The 22,331-nt window shown below is 68.6% G+C and carries 25 protein-coding genes; 16 read left to right on the forward strand and 9 right to left on the reverse strand.

The genetic code is table 11. From position 1 onward, the window contains the following. From Q7T09_RS16030 to Q7T09_RS16055, 6 genes are all read right to left on the reverse strand, one after another. Positions 1–765: NAD(P)/FAD-dependent oxidoreductase (locus Q7T09_RS16030; protein WP_304701032.1), on the reverse strand; the 765-nt coding region annotated here is incomplete at its 3' end. Positions 766–849: 84 nt separating this feature from the next. Further along, positions 850–1,866 (reverse strand): NADP-dependent oxidoreductase, encoded by a 1,017-nt coding sequence (locus Q7T09_RS16035; RefSeq protein ID WP_304701033.1) that lies wholly within the window; start codon positions 1,864–1,866, stop codon positions 850–852. Between the two features lie 61 nt (positions 1,867–1,927). Then, the gene (locus Q7T09_RS16040) at positions 1,928–3,364 is read right to left on the reverse strand and encodes an MFS transporter (protein WP_304701034.1); all 1,437 of its coding nucleotides are present in this window, start codon (positions 3,362–3,364) and stop codon (positions 1,928–1,930) included. Then, positions 3,361–3,804, reverse strand: a complete 444-nt coding sequence (locus Q7T09_RS16045; protein ID WP_304701035.1) for a MarR family winged helix-turn-helix transcriptional regulator — start codon at positions 3,802–3,804, stop codon at positions 3,361–3,363. Before Q7T09_RS16045 ends, Q7T09_RS16040 begins: the two co-directional genes overlap by 4 nt. A 55-nt stretch (positions 3,805–3,859) precedes the next feature. Further along, positions 3,860–4,297, reverse strand: a complete 438-nt coding sequence (locus tag Q7T09_RS16050; RefSeq protein WP_304701037.1) for a hypothetical protein — start codon at positions 4,295–4,297, stop codon at positions 3,860–3,862. Positions 4,298–4,376: 79 nt separating this feature from the next. After that, positions 4,377–5,021, reverse strand: coding sequence for a S24 family peptidase (locus tag Q7T09_RS16055; protein ID WP_304701039.1), 645 nt, complete (start codon positions 5,019–5,021; stop codon positions 4,377–4,379). Positions 5,022–5,193: 172 nt separating this feature from the next. On the opposite strand from Q7T09_RS16055, the gene Q7T09_RS16060 reads away from it, so the two are divergent. From Q7T09_RS16060 to Q7T09_RS16075, 4 genes are all read left to right on the forward strand, one after another. Beyond that, positions 5,194–5,418, forward strand: coding sequence for a hypothetical protein (locus Q7T09_RS16060; RefSeq protein ID WP_304701041.1), 225 nt, complete (start codon positions 5,194–5,196; stop codon positions 5,416–5,418). 26 nt (positions 5,419–5,444) lie between these two features. After that, the gene (locus Q7T09_RS16065; protein WP_304701044.1) at positions 5,445–6,011 is read left to right on the forward strand and encodes a hypothetical protein; all 567 of its coding nucleotides are present in this window, start codon (positions 5,445–5,447) and stop codon (positions 6,009–6,011) included. Positions 6,012–6,200: 189 nt separating this feature from the next. Next, positions 6,201–7,406, forward strand: coding sequence for a saccharopine dehydrogenase family protein (locus Q7T09_RS16070; protein ID WP_304701046.1), 1,206 nt, complete (start codon positions 6,201–6,203; stop codon positions 7,404–7,406). Positions 7,407–7,411: 5 nt separating this feature from the next. Further along, a complete protein-coding gene (locus Q7T09_RS16075; protein WP_304701047.1) occupies positions 7,412–8,584 on the forward strand; it encodes a carboxynorspermidine decarboxylase in 1,173 nt (390 codons plus the stop codon). Positions 8,585–8,596: 12 nt separating this feature from the next. Here the strand turns inward: Q7T09_RS16075 and Q7T09_RS16080 are convergent, their stop codons facing one another. Together Q7T09_RS16080 and Q7T09_RS16085 are read right to left on the reverse strand one after the other, a co-directional pair. Next, positions 8,597–9,385, reverse strand: a complete 789-nt coding sequence (locus tag Q7T09_RS16080; protein ID WP_304701048.1) for an SDR family oxidoreductase — start codon at positions 9,383–9,385, stop codon at positions 8,597–8,599. 84 nt (positions 9,386–9,469) lie between these two features. Continuing rightward, on the reverse strand, positions 9,470–10,084 hold the full coding sequence (locus Q7T09_RS16085) for a DJ-1/PfpI family protein (protein WP_304701049.1): 615 nt from the start codon (positions 10,082–10,084) through the stop codon (positions 9,470–9,472). A 180-nt stretch (positions 10,085–10,264) separates the two neighbouring features. On the opposite strand from Q7T09_RS16085, the gene Q7T09_RS16090 reads away from it, so the two are divergent. The 11 genes from Q7T09_RS16090 to Q7T09_RS16140 all read left to right on the forward strand — a co-directional run bounded on the left by Q7T09_RS16090 (position 10,265) and on the right by Q7T09_RS16140 (position 20,383). Next, a complete protein-coding gene (locus tag Q7T09_RS16090; protein WP_304701050.1) occupies positions 10,265–11,044 on the forward strand; it encodes a trans-aconitate 2-methyltransferase in 780 nt (259 codons plus the stop codon). Positions 11,045–12,312: 1,268 nt separating this feature from the next. After that, the gene (locus Q7T09_RS16095; RefSeq protein ID WP_304701052.1) at positions 12,313–12,843 is read left to right on the forward strand and encodes an SMI1/KNR4 family protein; all 531 of its coding nucleotides are present in this window, start codon (positions 12,313–12,315) and stop codon (positions 12,841–12,843) included. A gap of 74 nt (positions 12,844–12,917) precedes the next feature. Beyond that, complete coding sequence (locus Q7T09_RS16100) at positions 12,918–13,172, forward strand: type II toxin-antitoxin system Phd/YefM family antitoxin (RefSeq protein WP_304701054.1); 255 nt, start codon at positions 12,918–12,920, stop codon at positions 13,170–13,172. Continuing rightward, a complete protein-coding gene (locus Q7T09_RS16105) occupies positions 13,169–13,435 on the forward strand; it encodes a Txe/YoeB family addiction module toxin (RefSeq protein ID WP_304701055.1) in 267 nt (88 codons plus the stop codon). The genes Q7T09_RS16100 and Q7T09_RS16105 overlap by 4 nt, the downstream gene beginning before the upstream one ends. Positions 13,436–13,643: 208 nt before the next feature. Beyond that, positions 13,644–14,279: a hypothetical protein gene (locus Q7T09_RS16110; protein WP_304701057.1), complete on the forward strand. Its 636-nt coding sequence runs from the start codon at positions 13,644–13,646 to the stop codon at positions 14,277–14,279. A 31-nt stretch (positions 14,280–14,310) separates the two neighbouring features. After that, positions 14,311–15,573 (forward strand): hypothetical protein, encoded by a 1,263-nt coding sequence (locus Q7T09_RS16115; protein ID WP_304701059.1) that lies wholly within the window; start codon positions 14,311–14,313, stop codon positions 15,571–15,573. A gap of 147 nt (positions 15,574–15,720) precedes the next feature. Further along, positions 15,721–16,350: a hypothetical protein gene (locus tag Q7T09_RS16120; protein WP_304701060.1), complete on the forward strand. Its 630-nt coding sequence runs from the start codon at positions 15,721–15,723 to the stop codon at positions 16,348–16,350. Continuing rightward, positions 16,337–16,600, forward strand: coding sequence for a hypothetical protein (locus tag Q7T09_RS16125; RefSeq protein WP_304701062.1), 264 nt, complete (start codon positions 16,337–16,339; stop codon positions 16,598–16,600). Before Q7T09_RS16120 ends, Q7T09_RS16125 begins: the two co-directional genes overlap by 14 nt. A gap of 164 nt (positions 16,601–16,764) precedes the next feature. Then, positions 16,765–18,651 carry a portal protein gene (locus Q7T09_RS16130; protein ID WP_304701063.1) on the forward strand — a complete coding sequence of 629 codons (1,887 nt, stop codon included), beginning with the start codon at positions 16,765–16,767 and terminating at the stop codon, positions 18,649–18,651. 218 nt (positions 18,652–18,869) lie between these two features. Continuing rightward, positions 18,870–19,697: a hypothetical protein gene (locus Q7T09_RS16135; protein WP_304701064.1), complete on the forward strand. Its 828-nt coding sequence runs from the start codon at positions 18,870–18,872 to the stop codon at positions 19,695–19,697. Positions 19,698–19,699: 2 nt separating this feature from the next. After that, positions 19,700–20,383: a hypothetical protein gene (locus Q7T09_RS16140; protein WP_304701065.1), complete on the forward strand. Its 684-nt coding sequence runs from the start codon at positions 19,700–19,702 to the stop codon at positions 20,381–20,383. A 13-nt stretch (positions 20,384–20,396) separates the two neighbouring features. Here the strand turns inward: Q7T09_RS16140 and Q7T09_RS16145 are convergent, their stop codons facing one another. Then, a complete protein-coding gene (locus Q7T09_RS16145; protein ID WP_304701066.1) occupies positions 20,397–20,828 on the reverse strand; it encodes a hypothetical protein in 432 nt (143 codons plus the stop codon). A 262-nt stretch (positions 20,829–21,090) separates the two neighbouring features. Between Q7T09_RS16145 and Q7T09_RS16150 the strand changes: the two genes are divergently transcribed. Beyond that, the gene (locus Q7T09_RS16150; protein WP_304701068.1) at positions 21,091–22,287 is read left to right on the forward strand and encodes a P22 phage major capsid protein family protein; all 1,197 of its coding nucleotides are present in this window, start codon (positions 21,091–21,093) and stop codon (positions 22,285–22,287) included. The last annotated feature ends 44 nt before the right edge of the window (positions 22,288–22,331 follow it).

Consider the following 22,331-nt stretch of genomic DNA (forward strand, 5'->3'; position numbering starts at 1 on the left):
CTGCACGGCGGTGGCGCCGGTGCCGATGATGCCGACCCGCTTGCCCTTCAGGCCGCTCAGGCCGCCGAAGGAGTCGCCGCCGGTGTAGTCGTAGTCCCAGCGGCTGGTGTGGAAGCTGTGGCCCTTGAAGCTGTCGACGCCCGGGATGCCCGGCAGTTTTGGACGGTGCAGGGGCCCGTTGGCCATGGCCACGAAACGGGCGCGCATGGCGTCGCCGCGGTTGGTGCGGATGATCCAGCGGGACGCGCTATCGTCCCAGGTCATGTCGGTGACCTCGGTCTGGAAGCAGGCGTTGTCGTAGAGGCCGTACTTCTCGCCGATGGCGCGGCTGTGGGCGAGTATCTCGGGCGCGCGGGTGTACTTCTCCCGCGGCATGAAGCCGACCTCCTCGAGGAGCGGCAGGTAGATGTAGCTCTCGATGTCGCAGGCCGCGCCGGGGTAGCGGTTCCAGTACCAGGTGCCGCCGAAGTCGCCGCCCTTCTCGATCAGTCGGATGTCCTGGACCCCGGCCTCGCGCAGGCGGGCGCCGGCCAGCAGGCCGCCGAAGCCGCCGCCGATCACCACCACCTCGACCTCGTCGGTCAGGGGCGCGCGGGAGAAGCCCTGCGGGACATAGGGGTCGTCGAGATAGTGGGCGTAGTCTCCCTTGATCTCGACATACTGAGCGTTGGCGTCCTCGCGCAGGCGCTTGTCGCGCTCGGCGCGGTATTTGGCGCGCAGCGCTTCGGGATCGAAGCCCAGGTCGCGGTCCATGGTGTCCGACATGACGTTTTCTCCCCAGGCTCTGCGGCCCTGTCGGGAGATTGGACGACCGCTCGCCTTACGGAAGGCAAGTGGTCGTGCGGCAGATCAGGGCTCGGGCGACACGCGGACCAGCAGCTTGCCGTCGTGGGCGCCGGTGAACAGCAGCTTCACGGCCTCGGCGGCGTTCTCCAGACCGTCGACCACGTGGGCCTTCCACTTGATCTGGCCCGAGGCCACCAGGGGGATCAGCTCGGCCATCGCCTCGGCGGCGCGGGGCAGGTAGTCGATGATGATGAAGCCCTTGATCAGCAGGCGGCGCATCAGGACCCGGGCGAAGTCCTTGGGGCCTGGGATGGGGCCGTCGATGTTGTAGGTGGAGATCATGCCGCAGAGGGCCACGCGGCCGAAATTGTTCATGCGGGCCAGGACGGCGTCCATGATCTCGCCGCCGACGTTCTCGAAATCCACGTCGATCCCGTTGGGGGCCAGGCGGTCCAGGGCCTCGCCCACGTCCTCGTTGCGGTAGTCGATGGCGCCGTCGAAGCCGAGCTCTTGCGTGAGCCAGCGGCACTTCTCGGGGCCTCCGGCGATGCCGATGACCCGGCAGCCCTTGAGCTTGGCCAGCTGGCCGACGATGGAGCCCACGGCGCCGGCCGCGGCGGAGACGACCACGGTTTCACCGGGCTGCGGCTTGCCGATGTCCATCAGGCCGAACCAGGCGGTGAGGCCCGTGGCGCCGAGCACGCTCATATAGGCGGTGAGCGGAACGCCCGGGATCTGCAGGCTGGGGCGGGCGAGGCCTGCGGGCAGGACGGTGTAATCCTGCCAGCCGCCGAGGCCGGGATTGACGATCTGGCCGACCTGGAGCTCGGGGCTCTTGGACGCCTCGACGACCCCGATGACGCCGCCGCGCATGACGTCGCCGATCTCCACGGGCGGCAGGTACTGGTCTTGGTCGCTCATCCAGATGCGGTTGGTGGGGTCGAGCGACAGGTAGATCGTGCGGACCAGGACCTCGCCGTCCTTCAGCTCGGGCGTCTGGACGGTGACGAGTTCGAGGTCTTCGGGGCCGATCTCGCCGGTCGGACGGCGGCGCAGGATCCATTGGCGATTGGCAGGCATCGGTTTCTTCCCCTGAGTGTGGCGGAGAGATTGGCCGCCGCACGTCGGGGAAGTCGAGGGGCTAGGTGGGGCTCCGTCCGTTCATCTCGTCGCCGGCGTCCTTGGGCAGGGGCAGGAAGAACAGGATCGAGATGAAGGTGATGGCGCCGATGATGACGAAGGCGGGCGCGATGGTGGCGGCCGTCATGTGGTTCTGACCCTGAGCCACCATCAGCATGTGCAGCAGCAGGGCGGCCAGGCCGATGCCGATGGACTGGACCAGCTGCTGGGCCATGGAGGAGGTGGTCGACGCCCGGCTCATCTGGTGCTGCTCGATCTCGGCATAGGCCATGCCGTTGAGGCTGGTGAACTGCAGGGAGCGGAAGAAACCGCCGATCGCCAGGACGGTCAGCATGATCCAGTGCGGGGTCGAGGGCTTGAAGAGGCCATAGGCCATGAAGCTCAAGCCCACGATCACGGCGTTGACCAGCAGCACAGAGCGGAAGCCGAAGCGGCGCAGGATCGGCGGGGCGGTGGTCTTCATCACCAGGGCGCCCGCCGCGCTGATGAAGGTCATCATGCCGGCCTGGAAGGCCGAGAGCCCGAAGCCGATCTGCAGCAGCATGGCCAGCAGGAAGGGGGTCGCGCCAATGCCGATCCGCGGGAAGGCGCCGCCGATCACCGAGGCCCGGAAGGTGGGAAGCCTGAAGATCGACAGGTCGATGATGGCATGGGGATTGTTGCGCGCGTGCCGCCAGTAGAGGCCAAGGGCCGTGAAGCTGGCGAGGAACAGTCCCGCCACCATCCCGGCGGGCAGGGACCCGCGACCGACATTCTCGAACCCGAAGATCAGCCCGGCCAGGCCGACGCCGGTCAGGAGGATGCCGATCCAGTCGATGGGCGAGACGTCCTGTTCCTTGACGTTGGGCACATAGGCCCGGACCAGGGCGACGCCGACGATGGCGATCGGCAGGTTCATGAAGAAGATCCATCGCCAGTCGGCGAAGGTGACGATGGCGCCGCCCACCACGGGGCCGATCACCGGCCCCAGCAGCGCGGGCATGGTCAGGACAGACATGGCGCCCACCAGCTCGCTCTTCGGCGTGGTGCGCAGCAGGACCAGGCGGCCGACCGGCCCCATCATGGCGCCGGCCATGCCCTGAAAGATGCGGGCCAGGACCAGCTGGTTGAGGTTCTGGGCGAAGCCGCAGGCCGCCGAGGAGAGGGCGAACAGCACCATGGCGGCCATGAATATCCGCTTGGCCCCGAACTTGTCGGCCACCCAGCCGCTGATCGGCAGGAAGACCGCCGAGGCCAGCAGGAACATGGTGATGGCCAGGTTCAACCGCAGGGGATCCTCGTCCAGGGCGACGGCCATGGTGGGCAGGGCGTTGGAGATCACCGTGGCGTTGAGGGTCTGCATCAGCATGGCTGAGCCGATGATGGCCGGGATCATCCAGCCGCGGGCGGCCGGCGTTCCGGCGACCGGGGCGTCGATGGGGGCTTCGACCTCGCTCATGCCTCAAGGCTCAGCAGCTGAAGGAGGGGGCCGGAGGCGGCCTGCAGTTGCTGGCGGGCCTCCTCGGGCAGCTTGGCCAGGCGGGCGGCGAGCCAGTCGTTGCGGTGCTGGCGGATGGCGTCGAGCCGGGCCTGGCCGGCCGGGGTGATGGCGAGACCGGAGCGGCGGCCGTCCTCGGCGTGGTTGGCGCGGGCCACCCAGCCGGCGGCCTCCAGGCGCTTGATGTGGCCGCTCATGGTGGGGCGGGAGAGCTGCTCGCCGTCGGCCAGGTCGCAGACACCCACCCCCGGATTGCGGCTGATCTGATTGAGCAGCAGGGCGTCGAGGGCCGAGACCCCGGCCTTCTGAGCCTCCTGGCGCAGGCGGCGCGAGACGCGCAGCAGGGCCGGACGCAGGGTCTCGGCCAGGAGGGCGGAAGGGTCGTCGACGGAGAGGGGCATGCGGACTCAAAGGTAGTTAGGTTGTCGAACTACCTAGATTCCCCCATCGCAGGGGTCAAGCCGCCGGATCGTCGCGGTCCAGCGCCGCGCGCGCCGCGCGGGCGCCGCGCAGCAGGGCCAGGGCCGCGGCGCGCAGTTCCCGGGCAGCCTGGGCGCAGGCCTGGCGCTCGGCTTCGAAGTCGCGGGCCGCGGCGGCGCGGGCCTGTTCGCCAGCCGCGTGGGCGGCTCGGGCGGCGACCTGGGCCTGGACGACGGCGACGACGAACCGGCCGTGGGCGCTCTCGTTCCAGGCGCGACGGGCGGCGAGGCGGGCCCGCGCGGCGGCCAGAAGATCGGTGGGCTCGGCCGGGGCGAGAGCAGCGCCCGCCATTCCCGACCAGGCGACACCGGCGCCCCGTCGCGCCTCCCGCGCGCTCCAGGCGACCCTGGCGGCGTCGACGGCGCGTTCGGTGGTCAGGGCGTCGACGAGGTCGGGGGCATCATGAGGCGGCATTCAGATAATGTATAAAAGATACATATCTCCGCCAAATCTTATGTTAGGTTTCTTCGGGTGATCCACCGGAGGGCGAGCGTTAGAGGCCTCGGATGATGATCCGCCGGGCCTGGTGGGGCGGGATGATCGCGGTGATGTGGGCGGCCCAGCGCAGCCTGGCGTCGTGGCGGGTGGGGCCGGCCAGGCTCTCCAGGTCGTAGCGGCCCGGCTCGCTGCCGCGTAGCAGGCGCTTGACCAGGACCTCGTCGGTGTCGGTCTCCACCACCACCACGTGGCCCAGCATGTCGGGGGTCGGCGGCGTCCTTTGGTCTTCAAAATAAATGAGCGCGCCGTCGTCGGCGAGGCCGCGCATGGAGTGGCCGGAGACCTGGACGGCGACGGCGTTTTCCGTGCCGCCGGGCGGGATCGGGGCCAGGTCGTCGGCCTCCTGGCCGGTGGCGTAGAGGATGGCACCCTCGGGGTTGGCGCCTACCATGCCGATCACCTTGACGAGGCCGGCCTGGGCCGCGGGACGGACCGGGCCCGAGGCGTCGTAGAGCCATTCGGGGCGGACCCCGAAGGCGGCGGCGTACTCCTTGGCCTTGCGGTAGGAGAAGGGGGCGTTGCCGTTCTCATTGGAGGCGTAGGTGTTGCGGTTCCAGCCGAAGGCCTCGGCGGCCGCGGCGGCGGTGTCGAAGCCCTTCTCGGTGCGGGCCAGGCGCAGGCGTTGGCAGGGGTCGTCCATGACCTAAACCTATAGGGGAATTGATGTAGAGAAAATACAGAAATTTGTTGTCTGTTCGCTGTATGTTCCGTACAGTTCCGCCATGCAACGGGAAAACACCAAGCCACGGCCGATCGACGGCCAGGATTACGCGGCCCTACGTCAAACGGGGACGTCCCCTGCGCGAACGCGGTTGCAGCTGGGGCTCGAGGCCGACCCGGCGCGGCGGTTCGAGGCGCTGTTTCGCAAGCGCGCGGCGCGCGGGGCGGGGGACCGGCAATTGCCGAAGTTCGCCCGGCACGAGGCTCACGTGGCCGCCGTGCTGGCGGCGGGCGGGTTCTGGGCCTTCTCCGAACGGCGGATCGGCAAGGACGGGGCGGCGGTCTGCCTGCCGATGATCCCCCCGCCCAAGGCCTGACATTCCAAGATCACCGGAGCCTCGTCATGAGCCGCACGGCCCATCTGGCGCGCCTGGAGCGCGCGCGTCTGCTGACCCTGGAACAGCGGGGCAAGGCCCGCGCCGAGGCCCTGGCCGTCACGGCCGGCGTCGCCGAGACCGTGGCCCTGTCGGAGGCCCGCGGCGCGGCCATCGAGGCGCCGGCCTCACCCCGCAAGCCGCATCGCCGGCAGGCCGGCCTGGACTGGCTGGTCCGGCAGGGGCGGCTGAACGATCTGCAGAAACGCGCGGGGGAACGCTACGGGACCTATTACCGGCGAGCGAGGGGCGGGGCGGGCATCGGGTCGAGCCTCGACATCAAGCATGGCGACAATCCGCAGGGGACGAGCCTCACCGAGGTCCTGGCCCAGGCCGAGGCGCGGGTGGCGGCGGCGACCAAGCTCGCCGCCTATCGCCGCCGGCTTCACCAGCATCCGGTGCTGCTGGCGGCCTGCGACCTGGTCTGCGGCGAGGAGCTGACGCCGCGCGAGGCCGCCCGCAGCGACCGCGAGGCCGGGCGCCTGGAGGCGGTGCTGGAGGTGGCCCTGGACCTGCTGGCCGCCGAGGCCGGCTGAGCGCGGGGAGGTCGGCGCGACCTGTCCACGCAACCGCGGGGCCGGTCAGATGTTCATGCCTGGAGCGTGATCCGCCGAGTGTCTGAATCGGGTGGTGGTTAGCGGACCCGCCGTCCTCGTGATAATCCCGCAGCCCCGCGAACCGGCGACCGTGCCGGGAACGCTTGTTCGGCTTCAGAAGGTGCGTAGATGGGTAGGGTGCTTGTTATCGGCGCCGGCGGTGTGGGTTCGGTCGCCGTCCACAAGATGGCGGCGTGCAAGGACGTCTTCTCGCACATCACCCTGGCGAGCCGCCGCAGGCCCAAGTGCGAGGCCATCGCCGCCTCGGTGAAGTCGCGCACCGGCGTGACCATCGACACCGCCGAGCTCGACGCCGACGACGTGGCGGCCACCGTCGCGCTGATCGCGGCCGTGAAGCCTGGGGTCGTGGTCAATCTGGCTCTGCCCTATCAGGACCTCGCCATCATGGAGGCCTGCCTGGCGGCCGGGGTGAACTATCTCGACACCGCCAACTACGAGCCTCGCGATGAGGCCAAGTTCGAATACAGCTGGCAGTGGGCCTATCAGGAGCGGTTCAAGGCGGCCGGGTTGATGGCGGTGCTCGGCTGCGGATTCGATCCCGGCGTGACCTCGGTGTTCACCACCTATGCCAGGAAGCACCTGCTGGACGGGATCGAGACCCTGGACATCCTGGACTGCAACGGCGGCGACCACGGCCATCCGTTCGCCACCAACTTCAATCCCGAGATCAACATCCGCGAAGTGACGGCGCCCTCGCGCCACTGGGAGAACGGGCGATGGGTGGAGGGGCCGGCCCTGGCCCACAAGCAGGTCTTCGACTTCGATCAGGTGGGCCCGCGCGACATGTACCTGATGTACCACGAGGAACTGGAGTCGCTGGCCAGGTTCTATCCGGAGATCAAGCGCATCCGCTTCTGGATGACCTTCGGCGAGTCCTATCTCAGGCACCTGGAGGTGCTGCGCAATGTCGGCATGACCCGGATCGATCCGGTGATGTTCGAGGGCCGGGAGATCGTGCCGCTGCAGTTCCTCAAGGCGCTGCTGCCCGAGCCCTCGTCCCTGGGGCCGGTGACCAAGGGCAAGACCAATATCGGGATCATCGCCACCGGCCAGAAGGCCGGGGCGGAGAAGACCGTCTACATCCTCAACATCTGCGACCATGAGACCGCCTATGCGGAGACCGGCAGCCAGGCGGTCAGCTACACGACCGGCGTCCCGGCCATGATCGGCGCGGCCCTGATGCTGACCGGCCAGTGGAAAGGAGCGGGCGTGTTCAACATGGAGCAGCTCGATCCCGATCCGTTCATGGAGATGCTGAACCGGCACGGACTGCCCTGGCAGGTCAAGAACCTGCCGGCGCCGCTGGCGTTCTGAGCGGCATGGAGACCCAGGCCGGCGGTCCCGGCGCCTTCGCCCGTTTCGACCTGGCCCGCGTTCCGTCCCCCTGTTTCGTGGTGGACGAGGCCGCGGTGGCGCGGAACCTGGCCGTGCTCCAGGATGTGGGCGCGCGGGGCGGGGCCAAGGTGCTGCTGGCGCTCAAGGCGTTTTCGATGTGGGCCCTGGCCGACCTGGTGGGGGACTATCTCGACGGGGTCTGCGCCTCGGGCCTGTGGGAGGCGCGGCTGGCCCGGGAGCACTATCGCGGCGAGCTGACCACCTACTCGCCCGCCTACAAGCGCGAGGACCTGGCCGAGATCCTGAAGCTGTCGGACACGGTGATCTTCAACTCGCCGGCCCAGATCGCGCGCTTCGCGGGCGAGATTTCTCAGGCGCGCGCACAGGGCGAGGTGTTCGAGGTCGGCCTGCGCCTGAACCCCGAGCACAGCGAGGCGCAGGTGGCCAAGTACGACCCCTGCCAGGCCGGGTCGCGGCTGGGCTTCCCGGTGTCGCAACTGCGGCCGGAGCATCTCGACGGGGTTGACGGCCTGCACATCCACGCCCTGTGCGAGCAGGGGTTCGAACCGCTGCGGCGGATCTGGGAGTCGCTGGAGCCGAGGCTGGCGGGCATGCTGCCGGGGCTGAAGTGGCTGAACCTCGGCGGCGGCCACCACATCACCCGGGCCGACTACGACATCGAGGCCCTGGTGGCCTTCCTGCGCGGCGTGACCGAGCGGCACCGCCTTCAGGTCTATCTCGAGCCCGGCGAGGCCATCGCGCTCGACGCCGGCATCCTGGTGGGGGAGATCCTCGACAGCTTCGACAATGGGATGGCCGTCGCCGTCACCGACATCTCGGCGACCTGCCACATGCCCGATGTCATCGAGGCGCCCTATCGGCCGGCGATGCTGAACGAGGCGAAGGCGGGCGTCACGGTGCGGATCGGCGGCCCCTCCTGCCTGGCCGGAGACATCATCGGCGACTACCTGTTCGCCGCCCCGCCCACGCCGGGGAGGCGCATCGCCTTCCTGGACCAGGCCCACTATTCGATGGTCAAGACCAACACCTTCAACGGCGTGCCATTGCCGGCGATCGCGCAGTGGAACAGCCAGACCGACGCCCTGCGGCTGGTGCGGGAGTTCGACTATCCGGACTTCCGCGACCGCCTTTCCTGACCGGCGGACCTGTCAGCTCTTGCCCATCACCTTGGCGCGCAGGCGGCGCATGCCGGCCAGCCAGCGGTCGTAGTCGGCGGTCTTGCGCTGCATGTAGGTGAGCACCTCCGGGTGGGGGAGGATCAGGAAGCGCTCGGCGGCCAGGCCCTCGATGACGTGGCCGGCCACCTCGTCGGGGGTGAGCACCCCATCCAGGCTCTGGGGGGAGCCCGAGCCGCCGGCCCGCAGCATGGCGGTGTCGACGCCTTGCGGGCAGAGGATGGAGACCTTGATCCCCTGGTCGCCGTGGGTGATGGCCAGGCTCTCGGCCAGGCCGACGGCGGCGTGCTTGGTGGTGGAGTAGACGGCCCCGCCGATCTGCGACAGCAGGCCCGCGGCCGAGACGGTGTTGAGCAGGTAGCCCTCGCCGCGGGCGATCATGCCCGGCAGGACGGCGCGGGCGGCGTGGACATGGGCCATGACATTGACCCCCCAGGCGCGGGCCCAGACGGCGTCGGGGGAGGAGACCGCGTTCTCGCGATCCGGGTCGCCGTCGCCGACGCCCGCATTGGCGCAGAAGAGGTCGATGCGGCCCCAGGCGGCCTCGACGCCCGCGACCATGGCGGCGACCTGCGCGCCGTCGGAGACGTCCACCGTATAGGCGGTCCCGCCGATCTGCGCGGCCACGGCCTTCGCGCCCTCGCCATTGCGGTCGACCACGGCGACATGGGTCGCGCCCTCAGCGGCGAAACGGCGGGCGAGCGCCGCCCCGATGCCCTCGGCGCCCCCGGTGACCACGATGATCTTGCCCCGCACGTCCATGTCTCGTCTCCGCCTCGTTGCGCGCCTTGCCGGCGTCGGTTGGCCCCAGGGGTAGGGGGCGCGGGCACCCGAGGCAATGGCCGCTCAGGCGGCGACGGGCGCCAGGAAGGGGGCGATCACCGCCAGGGTCCGCTCGACCCAGGCCTCCTTCTCGCCCACGGGGGCCGCGCCATGGATCATCTCGCGGGCGGACTCCGGCCCCAGGCCGCGGGCGGCGATCCAGGCGGCGAGATAGGTGGCCGACAGGCAGCCACCGGCCGAGGCGACATTGCCGGCCGCGTGGAAGGGGCGCTCCAGCACCCGGAAGCCGTGGGCGGCCAGGCCCGGGGCGGTCATGTGGTCGGTGCAGACCGGCTCGCCCGGCGACACCAGGCCCAGCGCCGCCAGCAGCAGGGCGCCCGAGCACTGGCTGGCGATCAGCTGGCGGGCGGGGTCGAGGTGCAGGGTGGCCAGGATGTGGGGATCGGCGGCCACCACCTCGCTGGCCATGCCGCTGCCGATGATCACCGCGTCGGCGATGTTGGCGAAGGCCAACGGTTTTTGTCGGTCGATGGCGATCCCGTTCTTGGAGACCACCCTCTGGGTGGGGGAGACGATCCAGGCCTGGACGCCGCGGGCCGACAGCCGATTGAGCAGGGCGGCGGCGACGAAGGAGTCCAGCTCGTTGAAGGCCTGGAAGGTGAGGACGGCGACCTGCATGGCGGGCGCTCCGGGGCGGGGAGGGGGCAGTCTAGGCCCGGGGCGGGGGACGGCCAAGCTGGGGGGCGGCCAGGATGACTCAGGCCCGGCTGCGCCGGGGTGCGGGTCGTGAGGTGAGCTCACAAGATAGGGCGCGAGATGTCGTTTGATCGCCACCGGCTGATCCCCGATCGTTGGTTCATGAGCGACATTCCGATGCACCTGGCCCGGTCCTTCGACGAGGTGGCCGATCTCTATGACGCGCACAGGCCGGGCTATCCGCCGGCCCTGTTCGTGGACCTGATGGCCGAGGCGCAGCTGGGCCTCGACGATCTGATCCTGGAGCTGGGCTGCGGGACGGGGCAGGCGACGCGCGGGCTCGCGCCCTTCGGCCGGCAGGTGCTGGCCATCGATCCGGGGGCGGAGCTGGTGGGGGTGGCGCGGCGGCGACTGGAGGCCTTTCCGCACGTTCATTTCGAGGTCGCCAGCTTCGAGGACTGGGCGCCGTCGGTCTGCCGGCTCATCGTCTCGGCCCAGGCCTTCCACTGGATCGACCCGAGGGTGGCCCTGCCCAAGGCCGCCGACGTCCTGGCGCCCGGCGGCCTGCTGGCCTGCTTCGCCCATGTGCCGGAGCCGCCGCCGGCGGACTACCTCGGGGTGTTCGAGCCGATCTATGGGCGCCTGGCGCCCGAGCTCTGGGTTGATCCGCCCGAGCGCTGGTACTGGCCCGGCGGGGCGTTCGCGCAAGGGCTGGCGGCGAGCGGCCTGTTCGGGCCTGCGGAGCACCGGGCCTATCCGGCGACTCGGACCTACACGGCGCAGGCCTTCGTGGACTATCTGCGGACCCGGTCGGACTACCGCGCTCTCGGCCCCGAGCGCCTGGATGTCCTGCTGGCGGCGGTGGCGCAGGCGGTGACGGACGGGGGCGGGGTGATCGAGATGGACATGCCCGCGCACCTGCACTTGGCGTGGCGGCTCTAAATGTTCCTATTTTGTTCTTGACAGCTTCGCGCGGTTTCGGTAGGTTTTCGGCATTGGTCGTTTCTGCGTCTGAGGCGCGGGGCGGCCTTCCGGTCCCCAGGCGCCGCGCCTCTCCACGCGGGCCCCCGGGGGCCATGGTCCTTCAAGGTTTTTGGCCGGCGCTCAGGTGAGCGCCGCGGGCGCCCGCCCGTTTGCGCCGCCGCGTCCCTGTCGTGGATGTCCTCCCCTCCGCCCGCGGTGGGGACGCGGGGAACCTTGCCTGACCGCCGGAAGGCTGCGCCCCGCGCGGCAGGCCCCCCGCGTCCCGAGCGCGCCGAGCCAGGCTCCGTGGAGCCGGCGGCGGCCGGGCGCGGGGGTGATCTGGTCCTTGCGGGTCGCACAACGAATGAAAGGCGTGGAATGGCGGGATTGGCTCAAGGAAACTCTGACGCTTCCGAAATCGCCGATTGGATGACTGCGCGCTGGCGAGACGTGAGTTTCAGACCCGAAGCCGATGCGGCGGGGCGAGAACTCTGGGCCTCAAGCATTCGGGATGGTCGCGCTTTTGTGGCGCCGAGACCGGCAGACGTGCTTGCCATGGGTTTCCGCGCCAAGGGCGGCCAAGATCCGACACCGACGGCGCTTCGGCGTGCGTCACCTCGACCATCGCCCACGGTCAAGGCTCGCACCCACCCCCCTTTAGACGCCACGCCGCGGTCAAGGCCCGCTGACGACCTGCGTGAACTTCGTCGGCAGCAAGCCCAGTTCGCCAAGGTGGTTCACGCTGAGGGCGCGAAGGACAGTTGGATGTTGGCGCCGGTTCTGGCTCCGGTCGCCCTCATCGCTGGACTGGAAGGCGCGGCGCTTGTTGGCGGGCGAGCTATCGCTTCAAAGGTCCAGCCGCCGCCTCTCAGCTTCGCTGAGCGCGAAGCCTGGCAGGCAACAAATGAAGCGATGCGTCGTGCTGCCCGTGCAAAGTTCACGCGCGCCAATGGAATTCCGGCGGGTAAGATGAGCGCTGAGGTGCACCATAGTCGGCCACTCGAATGGAAGCACGTCTTCCCGAACGTCGATCCCAACGACTTAGCGAATTTGTGGCCTCTCCGGCCGATGGCGCACGAGATCGCAAGCGCGGCATGGAGGGCGTTCCGTGCGAGCCTAAATGGGAGGAACCCTTCACAGGTTGAAGTCATGGCGGAGAAGTTGCGGATTGACGAGTTGGTGGCGCCCTATCTCCGATGGCCGGGCGTGCCGAGATCCAGGACGCCACCGAAGGACGGAGGGTTGACGTGAGGGTTTCAGTGCCGGAAGCCGCCCGGCGCCTTGAGGAGGCCGGCGCCTTGAGGCGTTGGCGAGTAAACCACGCCGAGCGGATCATTGCGCGCGTGAGCGAGCAACTTGGCCGCAAGCTCCCCGCCGATCTTGAGGACTTCTATCGGGAAGGGATTGCGGAGGTCGGCGAGTTCGCGGCGATCGGCCCCTCCTGGAACGACTGGATGAAGCGTTGGGAGCGGCCGTCCGTCGAGATGACCGATCTGCTCCACGCACAAGCTGTGCCGGTTTTTTTTGACGGCTGCGGCAATCTCTTCGGCCTCGACCTGTCGTCTGGCGACGCCGTGCCCGCCGTCTACTTCTTCGATCACGAGCGGGGCTTCGAGAAACCCGTGTGGGCGGCGGGGTCGTCGCTCGGGACCTTCCTGCTGCTGCTGGCAGACCATGATCGCGCCTATGCCGAGGATTGGCCGGAGGACTGGCAGCTCGCCATCGACCCCGACATCGGCAAGTGTCCCCGCGCGCCGCCGCTCTGGGCTGCGGGGTAGGGGCGATTAGGCTAGGCGGCTTGATGGGACTCAATTGTACGTGTTATTGTACATATGAACCCTGGAGTCTCGTCATGGACGTGCTGACCTACTCAGACACCCGCGCCAACCTCAAGGAGGTGATGGACCGCGTCGTCGCGGATCGGGCGCCGGTCGTCGTCACCCGCAAGCGCGGGGAGTCGGTGGTGATGGTGTCGTTGGCCGACTGGAACGCCATGGAGGAAACCCTCCATCTGATGTCGAGCCCGGCCAATGCGCAGCGGCTGGCCGAAGCCGTCCGCCAGCTTGAGGCCGGTGAAGGATCGGAGCGCGAGCTCATTACGCCGTGAGGCTGGTCTTCGCCGACCGGGCCTGGGAGGACTACCTCCATTGGCAGGCGACCGACGCCAACACGCTGGAACGGCTGAACGGACTGATCAAGGAATGCACGCGCTCGCCCTTCAAGGGGACGGGCAAGCCGGAGCCGCTTCGCGGCGAGCTTCAGGGCTGGTGGTCGCGGCGGATCACGCTGGAGGACCGGCTGGTCTATCGGGTGACCGGGAAGGGCGCGGCGCAGCAGTTGGAAATCGCGCAGTGCCGATATCACTATTGAGGCGTTGAGCCTTCGGCTGACGCCGAAAGAGATTTGTCCACGAACCACACGAACCACACAAACGGGTTCTCCCTCCCCTTCATGGGGAGGGTGGACGGCGGAGCGCCGGACGGGTGGGGGCGTGCGGTCGGTATTCCCCACCCCGATCGCTTCGCGATCTGCCCCTCCCCAGGTCGGGGAGGGAGGAACATCAATCAGGAAATTTGCCATGCCCGAACCCCCCGCCCTCGCGGCGCGCGCCGCCATGCCTGCGGCGCCGGCCGTCACCTATTCGCCGGAGGTCGCCGAGGCGATCTGTGATCTCACAGTCCTGGGCCACAGCCTGGCGGCCATCTGCCGCAGGCCGGGAATGCCGTCGTCGCAGTCGGTGCACAACTGGCTTCGGCGGCGGGCGGATTTCGCCCAGACCTACGCCCTGGCCCTGCAGGTCGGGGGGCGGCCCCATCGGGAGGGTGAACCGCGGCGCTACAGCTTGGAGACCGCCGTGGAGTTCTGCCGCCGCCTGGGGGAGGGGCGGGCGCTCCACAGGGTCTGCCAGGACGAGGACATGCCCTCGCAGTCGGCGATCTATCTGTGGCTGAACCGGCATCCTGAATTCGTGGCCATGTACGCGAACGCCCGCGAGATCCAGGCCGAGCGGCTGTTCGATGATGTCCGGGAGATTGCAGACGGAGCGACGCCCGAAACCCTGGCCGTCGACAAGACTCGGATCGCCAGCCGGCAGTGGCAGGCGGCCAAGCTGGCGCCGCGCAAGTACGGGACGCGGATCGCCCAGGAACATCCGGACGCGGTGGTTTTCAATGTCGAGATTGTCAAATTCGGTCGAGATAAGCCTGCCCAATAGGTGGGTCCCGCGGCTCTATCAGGAGCCGCTGATGGAGTACCTGGAGGGCGGCGGCAAGCGAGCCGACGTTGTGGCGCATCGGCGCTGGGGCAAGGATGAGGTGGCCCTGCACTGGACCGCCACCCAGATGATCGAGAAGCCCGGCACCTACTGGCATCTGCTGCCGGAGGCCTCGCAGGGGCGCAAGGCGATCTGGGACGCGGTGAACCCGCATACGGGCGTGAAGCGGATCGACGAGGCCTTTCCCAAGAGCTTCCGGGCGAAGACCGTCGATGCCGAGATGAAGATCGAGTTCCGCAACGGCTCGGTCTGGCAGGTGGTGGGGTCGGACAATCACGACCGGCTGATGGGGGCCTCGCCGCGCGGAGTGGTGTTCTCCGAGTGGGCCTTGGCCAAGCCCGACTGCTGGCCCTACATCCGGCCGATCCTGGCGGAGAACGATGGCTGGGCCCTGTTCCTGTGGACGCCGCGCGGACGCAACCACGCCGTCCGGGCCTTCGAGGCGCGCGCCGCCGACCCGGCCTGGTTCACCCTGAAATCCCCGGCCACGGAGACCGACGTGTTCTCAGCTGAGCAACTGGCCGTGGAGCGGGCCGAGCTGATCGCCGAGGCGGGGTCCGAGGCCGAGGGCCAGGCCAAGTTCGACACCGAATACCTGGTGGCGTTCGACGCCGCCGCGCCCGGCGCCTATTACGGCGAGGCCCTGCGGACGGCCGAGCAGGCCGGGCGGATCGGGCGGCTTCCGCACGATCCGGCCCTGAAGGTGGACACCGCCTGGGACCTGGGCATCGACGACTACACCGCCATCTGGTTCTTCCAGCAGGTGGGGCGCGAGGTGCGCGCCATCGACTATTTCGAGACCTCCGGCGAGGGGCTGGACGCCATCGTGGCCCAGGCGCTCGCGGGCAAGGCTTACGTCTACGGGACCCACCACCTGCCGCACGACGTGATGGTGCGCGAGCTGGGGGCCGGCGGCCGCTCGCGGCTGGAGACCCTGGGCGGGCTGGGGGTCCGGCCGGTTTCGGTGGGCGCGGCCCAGGGGCCGGACGAGCGGATCAACGCCGCCCGGCTGATGATCCCGCTGACCTGGTTCGACGCCGAGGCCTGCGCCGTGGGGCTGGATCGGCTGCGGGCCTATCGCAAGCGCTGGAGCGCCGCGACGCGCAGCTTCGTCGGGCCGCTGCACGACGCCGCCAGCCATGGCGCCGACGCCTTCGGCGAGTTCGCCGTCAACCGCCAGGGCGCCGCGCGGCCGAGGACGGCGCGGGCCCAGGGGCTGAACTGGATGGGGTGAGGCGGGCCCTTCCGGCCGGAAGGTCCAACGCCCCCTCGGGTTGTCCCTCCGGTCGCTGCAACGCCAGTTGATGTTGCTGTTATGTTCCAATAGCGTGGCCGTGATGGAAACGGGCTCGACCGCGCTAACATTCGATGGGGATCGATGATGGCCATCCGTGATGACTTCGACGCGTTGGACGCCTGGTTCAGGCGTCGCACCTTGGACATTGAGGCCGAGAAGGCGCGGCGCGAATATGCGGCCTGGCAAAACCTTTCATCTGCGCAGGGCGACGGCGCCCTCGTCGGAGGCGAGAGTCGCGACACCCTGGAGGCCGGCCCCAGCAGGGATCAGCTTGCGCCGGCGCCGGGCCGGTGGCCGAAATTGACCGGGCATGCGGGGATGCCCGCAGTGGTCGCGGGCGCCGTCAATGTCATCACCTCGAGACCGAACAGCCACGCGCAGGTAAACGCAGGCAAGACCAGGATCGATATTCGCAGGGGATCAGGTGCGGACGTTCAGGGAAGCGCCGATGTTCCGCGTATTGGGAAGATAAAGGCCAGTGGAAATCTGAATCCGCCGACCTCCCGGAGGGAGGTCTCTGTCGCGAATGTGCGGGGAACGGCGGATCCAGGAGTGATTGAAAGTTTTCCGAACAAGATCAGAATCTACAATGATGAAGAGGGACGCCTTATGTATGAGGTTTCACCCGGATTGATTTTGAATGTTCCCACGCTGCCTGGAATGCCACGATTGAAGATACCACTGCAGAAGGCGGGCAATTATGTCATTGAATAACTCTTCATCTCCGAAGCGCCGTGCAAACCGTATTCTCGTGCTTATCGGGACTCTGATGCTCGTGCCGCCATTATACTTCAACATTGTTGAAGAGATGGAGATGTGGAAATTCATAAAGTCGGTCCAGTCCTTCGGTGGATTTCTCAATCTGCATCTTCTCGTTTACGCGCTGATCTCTCAGGTTTCGGGCGCTTTCCTCGTCGGCGCCGCCTGGGTCTTGTCCATCGCCTGGTCGCGCCGAGAAGACTAAGCGGCCCTTGAGAACGCCGGGGCGAGCGGCAGGGTCCTGAGGGATCGGCGCACGACAACCGAAGTGAGCCCCGTACGCCGCGCGCTTCGGCGGCGCGCCGCCTTGCGGCTCAAAGCCTGAAAACCCGATGCGCGCCGAGGTCTCTCGGCGCCGAAGGATCCTGCATGAAAACCGAAGACATCCTGAAGGACGCCCGCGAGGCGTTCGATCTTGCTTGCGAGCACGAGTCCGAGAACCGCCGCGAGGCGCTGGACGACATACGCTTCGCGCGGCTGGGGGAGCAGTGGCCCGACAAGGTGCGGCGCGACCGGGAGCTGGACGGGCGGCCCTGCCTGACCATCAACCGGCTGCCGGCCTTCATCCGCCAGGTGGTCAACGACGCGCGGCAGAACAAGCCGGCCATCAGCTGCCATCCCGTCGACGACGGCGCCGATCCGGAGACCGCCGAGATCTTCAACGGCCTGATCCGCAACATCGAGCAGTCGAGCGACGCCGAGGTGGCCTATGACACGGCGCTGGATTTCGCGGTGACCGGCGGGTTCGGCTATTTCCGGATCAACACCCGCTACGCCGGCGAGGACAGCTTCGACCAGGACCTGGTGATCGAGCGGGTGGCCAACCCGTTCAGCATCTATGGCGACCCCAATTCGACGGCCGCCGATAGCTCCGACTGGAACACCGCCTTCGTGGTGGACACCCTGCCCAAGGCCGCCTTCGAGGCGCGCTGGAAGGGCGCCGAGGCGGTGGACTGGAGCGCCGACTCCTATGCCGGCCTGGGCGGGCCCTGGCTGGAGGGCGACCAGGTGATGGTGGCGGAGTACTGGCGTCGTGAGGCGGTGACCAAGACCCTGCTGGCCCTGTCGGACGGCCAGGTGGTGGAGAGGTCCGTCTATGAGGCCCAGAAGGCGATGTTCGATGCGCTGGGCGTCAGCGTCATCGGGCGGCCGCGGCAGGTCGCATCCAGCAAGGTGGTGCAGCGGGTGCTGACCGGCGCCGAGGTGCTGGAGACCGTGGACTGGGCGGGCAGGTTCATCCCCATCGTGCCGGTCTATGGGGAGGAGCTGCACGTGGACGGCAAGCGCCGGCTGCGCAGCCTGGTCCGCGACGCCAAGGACCCGCAGCGGATGTTCAACTACTGGCGCACGACGTCGACGGAGCTGGTGGCGCTGGCGCCCAAGGCGCCGTTCATCGGCCGCAAGGGGGCGTTCGAGACGGACTCCGCGAAGTGGGCCTCGGCCAATGTCCAGACCCACGCCTATATCGAATATGACGGCCCCGAGCCGCCGCAGCGCCAGCCCTTCAGCGGCGTGCCGGCCGGGGCGTTGCAGGAGGCGCTGAACGCCAGCGACGACATGAAGTCGATCATGGGCCTGCACGACGCCAGCCTGGGCGCGCGGTCCAACGAGACCTCGGGCCGGGCGATCATGGCGCGGCAGCGGGAAGGGGACGTCTCGACCTTCCACTATATCGACAACCTGAGCCGGGCGATCCGCCACGCCGGGCGGATCCTCATCGACCTGATCCCCAAGGTCTATTCCGCGCCCCGCGTGGTGCGCGTGCTGGGGCCGGGCGGGGAGGCCAGGCTCGCGCCCGTGAACCAGAAGTTCCAGGCGCCCGACCCGGCCGACCAGGCGCGGAAGATCACCCGGATCTACGACCTGGCGGCCGGCAAGTACGACCTGACCGTCAAGTCGGGGCCGAGCTTCACCAGCCGCCGGGAGGAGGCGGCGACCCAGATGATCGAGCTGATCCGCGCCTATCCGCCGGCCGCCCCGGTGATCGGCGACCTGCTGGCCCGCAACCTCGACTGGCCCGGCGCCGACGAGATCGCCGGGCGGCTGGCGGCGATGGTCCCGGACCAGGCCAAGGGCGCCGCGCCGGAGGTAGAGGCGGCCAAGGCCCAGATGGCCAAGCTCGCCCAGGCCCTGCAGGCCGCCGGCGCCAAGATCGCGGCCCTGGAGCAGGACCGCGCTCACCAGGCCCGCAAGCTGGAGATCGAGGCCTTCGAGGCCGAGACGAACCGGATGCGGGCGACGGAGGGGCGTGGGTAGGTCTAGATTGTTCTTGTTATGTTCTTGACAATCTCGCGCGATTTTGCGATAATTTCGCCATTGGTCGAGAGTGCGTCCTGAGCCTCCCCGCCGCCGCAGAGCCGCCTCCGGGCTGAGCGTCTCGGCTCCCACCGACATACGTTTTTGAACCCACGGCCGCCGTTGAGCGGCCGTGCGCGTACGCCGCCCTTCGCGGGCCGATCACCCTTGAGGACATCATGAGAGACGAAGACGCGATCAATCTGGCCGTGGACGCCGACCCGCGCATCCTGGCCGAAGTCGCCGAGGCCCAGGCGCCCGGCGAACCCGACGGCGATGACCACGAGGAGGTGGAGCACGACGGGCAGGTCTACCGCATCCCGCGGGCGCTGAAGGGCGCCTTCCTGATGCACGGGGACTACACACGCAAGACCCAGGAGCTGGCCGAGCATCGCCGCGCCCTGGAGGCCCAGCGCCAGACCCACGCCGAGGAGGTCGAGGCCGCCCACGCCCATATCGGCGACCGGGCGCAGCTGCACCTGCTGGACCAGCAGCTCGAGGCCTATCAGGGGGTCGACTGGGAGGCGTACGGACAGGCCGATCCGCAGGGCGCCCAGGGGGCGTGGGCGGAGTTCACCCAGACCCAGCAGGCGCGCGACCAGTTCGCCTGGTCCCTGACCCACAGGACCGAGCAGGGCCGGCTGGAAGCCCAGCGCCGGGCCGCGGCGCAACTGGCCGAGACGGGGCGGGTGCTGAGCCAGGAGATCGACGGCTGGTCGCCGGAGGTGGCCGCCAAGCTGGTGGAATATGCCGGCGCCTTTGGGGTGACCCTGGAGGAGCTGCGCGAGATCGCCGACCCGAGGCTGTGGAAGATCCTGCACCGCGCCCATCTCGGCGAGCAGCTTGAGAAACAGCAGGCCTCGGCCAAGAGCCTAGCCCAGACCCAGGCCGTGCGCCCGGCGGTCTCGGTCACCGGCGCGGCCGTTCCGGGCGGCGGCGTGCGGGACGAGATGGCGACCGGGGAGTGGATCCGCCGGCGCAACGAACAGGCGCTGAAGGGGCGGTGACGATGGCGGGTGTCGACAAGCTGATCGTCCGGAATGACGCGGTGCTGAAGAGGCTTCCGAAGAAGGCCGCCGCCGGACCGCCCGGGACGAAGGTGACGGTCAGGGCCTACGATATCGCCAGTCGGCGTTTGCCCTGGTTGAAACTCCTCGATCCGGTTTTGTACGATCACATGTACGTCGAGTACGACGATGGCCGCGAACCGCTCATCGCCCGTGGCGGGCCATCATCCCGCGGTCTTCTTCCGTTCGTTCGGGACGGGCTGAGCGGCAGGTTGCGGACCACGGCGGAGGTCATGCCGGCTCACCAAAGCGAAGACTTCGGACGCGGCGAACGCGTCCTTGCCCAGACCTTCATACCGGGACGCACGGCTCGCGAGGTCGCGCAACCGGCCTATGTGAAGGCGGCCCAGGTCAGGCGAGGGAACAATCTCTACGGCAGGCAGGTCAACTCCAACAGCTACGCCGCCGACTCCGTGGAGCCGATCTTCGGCCGCAGGATCGGCGATGAAGACACCCCAGGCTATGAGACGCGTCTGGGTGACGGCGAGCTTCCCGAGATGGTGCGCCGATCTCAACAGGCGCTCGGACAGGGCTTCGGCTCAACCGCGCCGGGGATGTTCGTCTACCGGCTTGGCGAAGAACTCGGGAAGAGATCGCCGAAGATGCCGATGCTCCCCGGCTACTGAGCCCATGACGGAGCTAGCCGGCCTGGACCGGCGCGCTCGCCGTTTCCGACGGCGCGAGCCCCTGGAACGCGACTCGCCAGAGGGCGATGACCCCAGGCACAATCTGGACAGCCGCCCAGGGTGCGATGATGAACACCGCGATAAGCGTCCCCAAGCCCGTCGTGTCGGTTTGACCGACGATGCCCGCAGGGATCGACACCGCCAAGGGCGGCGTCAGGACCAGAAGAATGGCGGCGAGCCTCGTCCACTTCTGGGTGACTCGCTGAGCCGGCGGCTCACGCGCGATCAGCCAGAAGATCCATAGGGAGGCGACGGGCCCGGCGGTGACCGCGAAGGCGAAGACAGGCTCGTACCTCGAAGCGCCGGCCCACGCGGCATGGCCCAGCAGGAGCAGCACCACCGGAATTCCGTATCGGCGCAGGAGACGGCGGCTGGTCGGAGTCATCGTCGGCGCTCCCGGTTCATCTTTCGTTCCAGGTCAAGCTATCGCGACGCCAGCAAAGGTCAACCACCAGTGGCGGTTGGCCCGACCATTTCGCGCGACCAATCCCGTCTCGGAAGTCCGCATCCCAGCCCGCGGCGCCTGGAGCGCCAGAAGTCACGGAACGTGCGCTGGCCTGGCCAGGATCGCCGCCCCTGACCCCCATCCAACAGCCACATGCCGGCGCGCCCGAGGGCCGCCGCGCCATCCGAAAGGACGCCAGACCTTGGCCAACACCCTGCTTTCCCCCACCGCCGTCACGCGTGAAGCCCTGCGTGTGCTGCACCAGAAACTGAACTTCGTGGGGTCGATCACCCGCGAGTATGACGACAGCTTCGCCCGCCAGGGCGCCAAGGTGGGCGACACCCTGAAGGTGCGCCTGCCCAACCAGTACGTCGTGCGGACCGGCTCGACGCTGGCCGCCCAGGACACCACCGAGACCAGCGTCGACCTGAAGGTCCAGACCCAGAAGGGGGTGGACCTGAACTTCACCTCCGTCGACCTGACCATGAGCCTGGACGACTTCAGCGACCGGGTGCTGGAACCGGCCATGAGCGTGCTGGCGGCCAATATCGAGGCCGACGCCATGACCATGTACAAGGACGTCAACAACCAGGTGAACAACCACGGCCTGGCCACGACCTTCGCCAAGGTGCTGCAGGGCCGCAAGATCCTGGTGGACAACCTGGCGCCCCTGGCCGGCCGAACCTGCAACCTGAACACCCAGGACAATGTCGACCTGGTGGACGCGCTGAAGGGCCTGTTCAACGATAAGGCCAATATCTCCAAGCAATACCGCGAGGGCTTCATGGGCCGGACCGCCGGGTTCGACTTCATGGAGAATACGCTCTGGCCCAGCCACACCGTGGGTTCCAAGGCGGGGACCCCGCTGGTGAACGGCGCCGGCCAGACCGGGGCGACCCTGGTCACCGACGGCTGGACGGCCTCGACCGCGGCGCTCAAGAAGGGCGACATCTTCATGATCGCCGGCGTGTTCCGGGTGCATCCGGAGACCAAGGCCTCGACCGGCGTGCTGCAGCAGTTCGTGGCGACGGCGGACGGGACGGCGGACGGGGCGGGCGCCCTGACCATCCAGATCAGCCCGTCGATCATCACCAGCGGGGCGATGCAGACCGTCAGCGGCTCGCCGGGTGACAACGTGGCGATCAGCGTGGCCGGCACGGGCAACACCGCCCATGGCCTCAGCCTGGCCTACCACAAGGGCGCCTTCGCCTTCGCCACCGCCGACATGGTGATGCCGCGCGGCGTCGACTTCGCGGCCCGGGAGGCCTTCGACGGGATCTCGATGCGGATCGTGCGTCAGTACGACATCAACAACGACAAGTTCCCGTGCCGGCTGGACGTGCTCTACGGCTTCAAGACCCTGCGGCCGCAGCTCGCCTGCCGGCTGGCCAACAACTAGGCCGCTCCGGGGCGGTCCTCCCGGGCCGCCCCACCTTTCCCTTA

The sequence above is a fragment of the Phenylobacterium sp. genome, assembly GCF_030645195.1.
Taxonomy (GTDB): domain Bacteria; phylum Pseudomonadota; class Alphaproteobacteria; order Caulobacterales; family Caulobacteraceae; genus Phenylobacterium.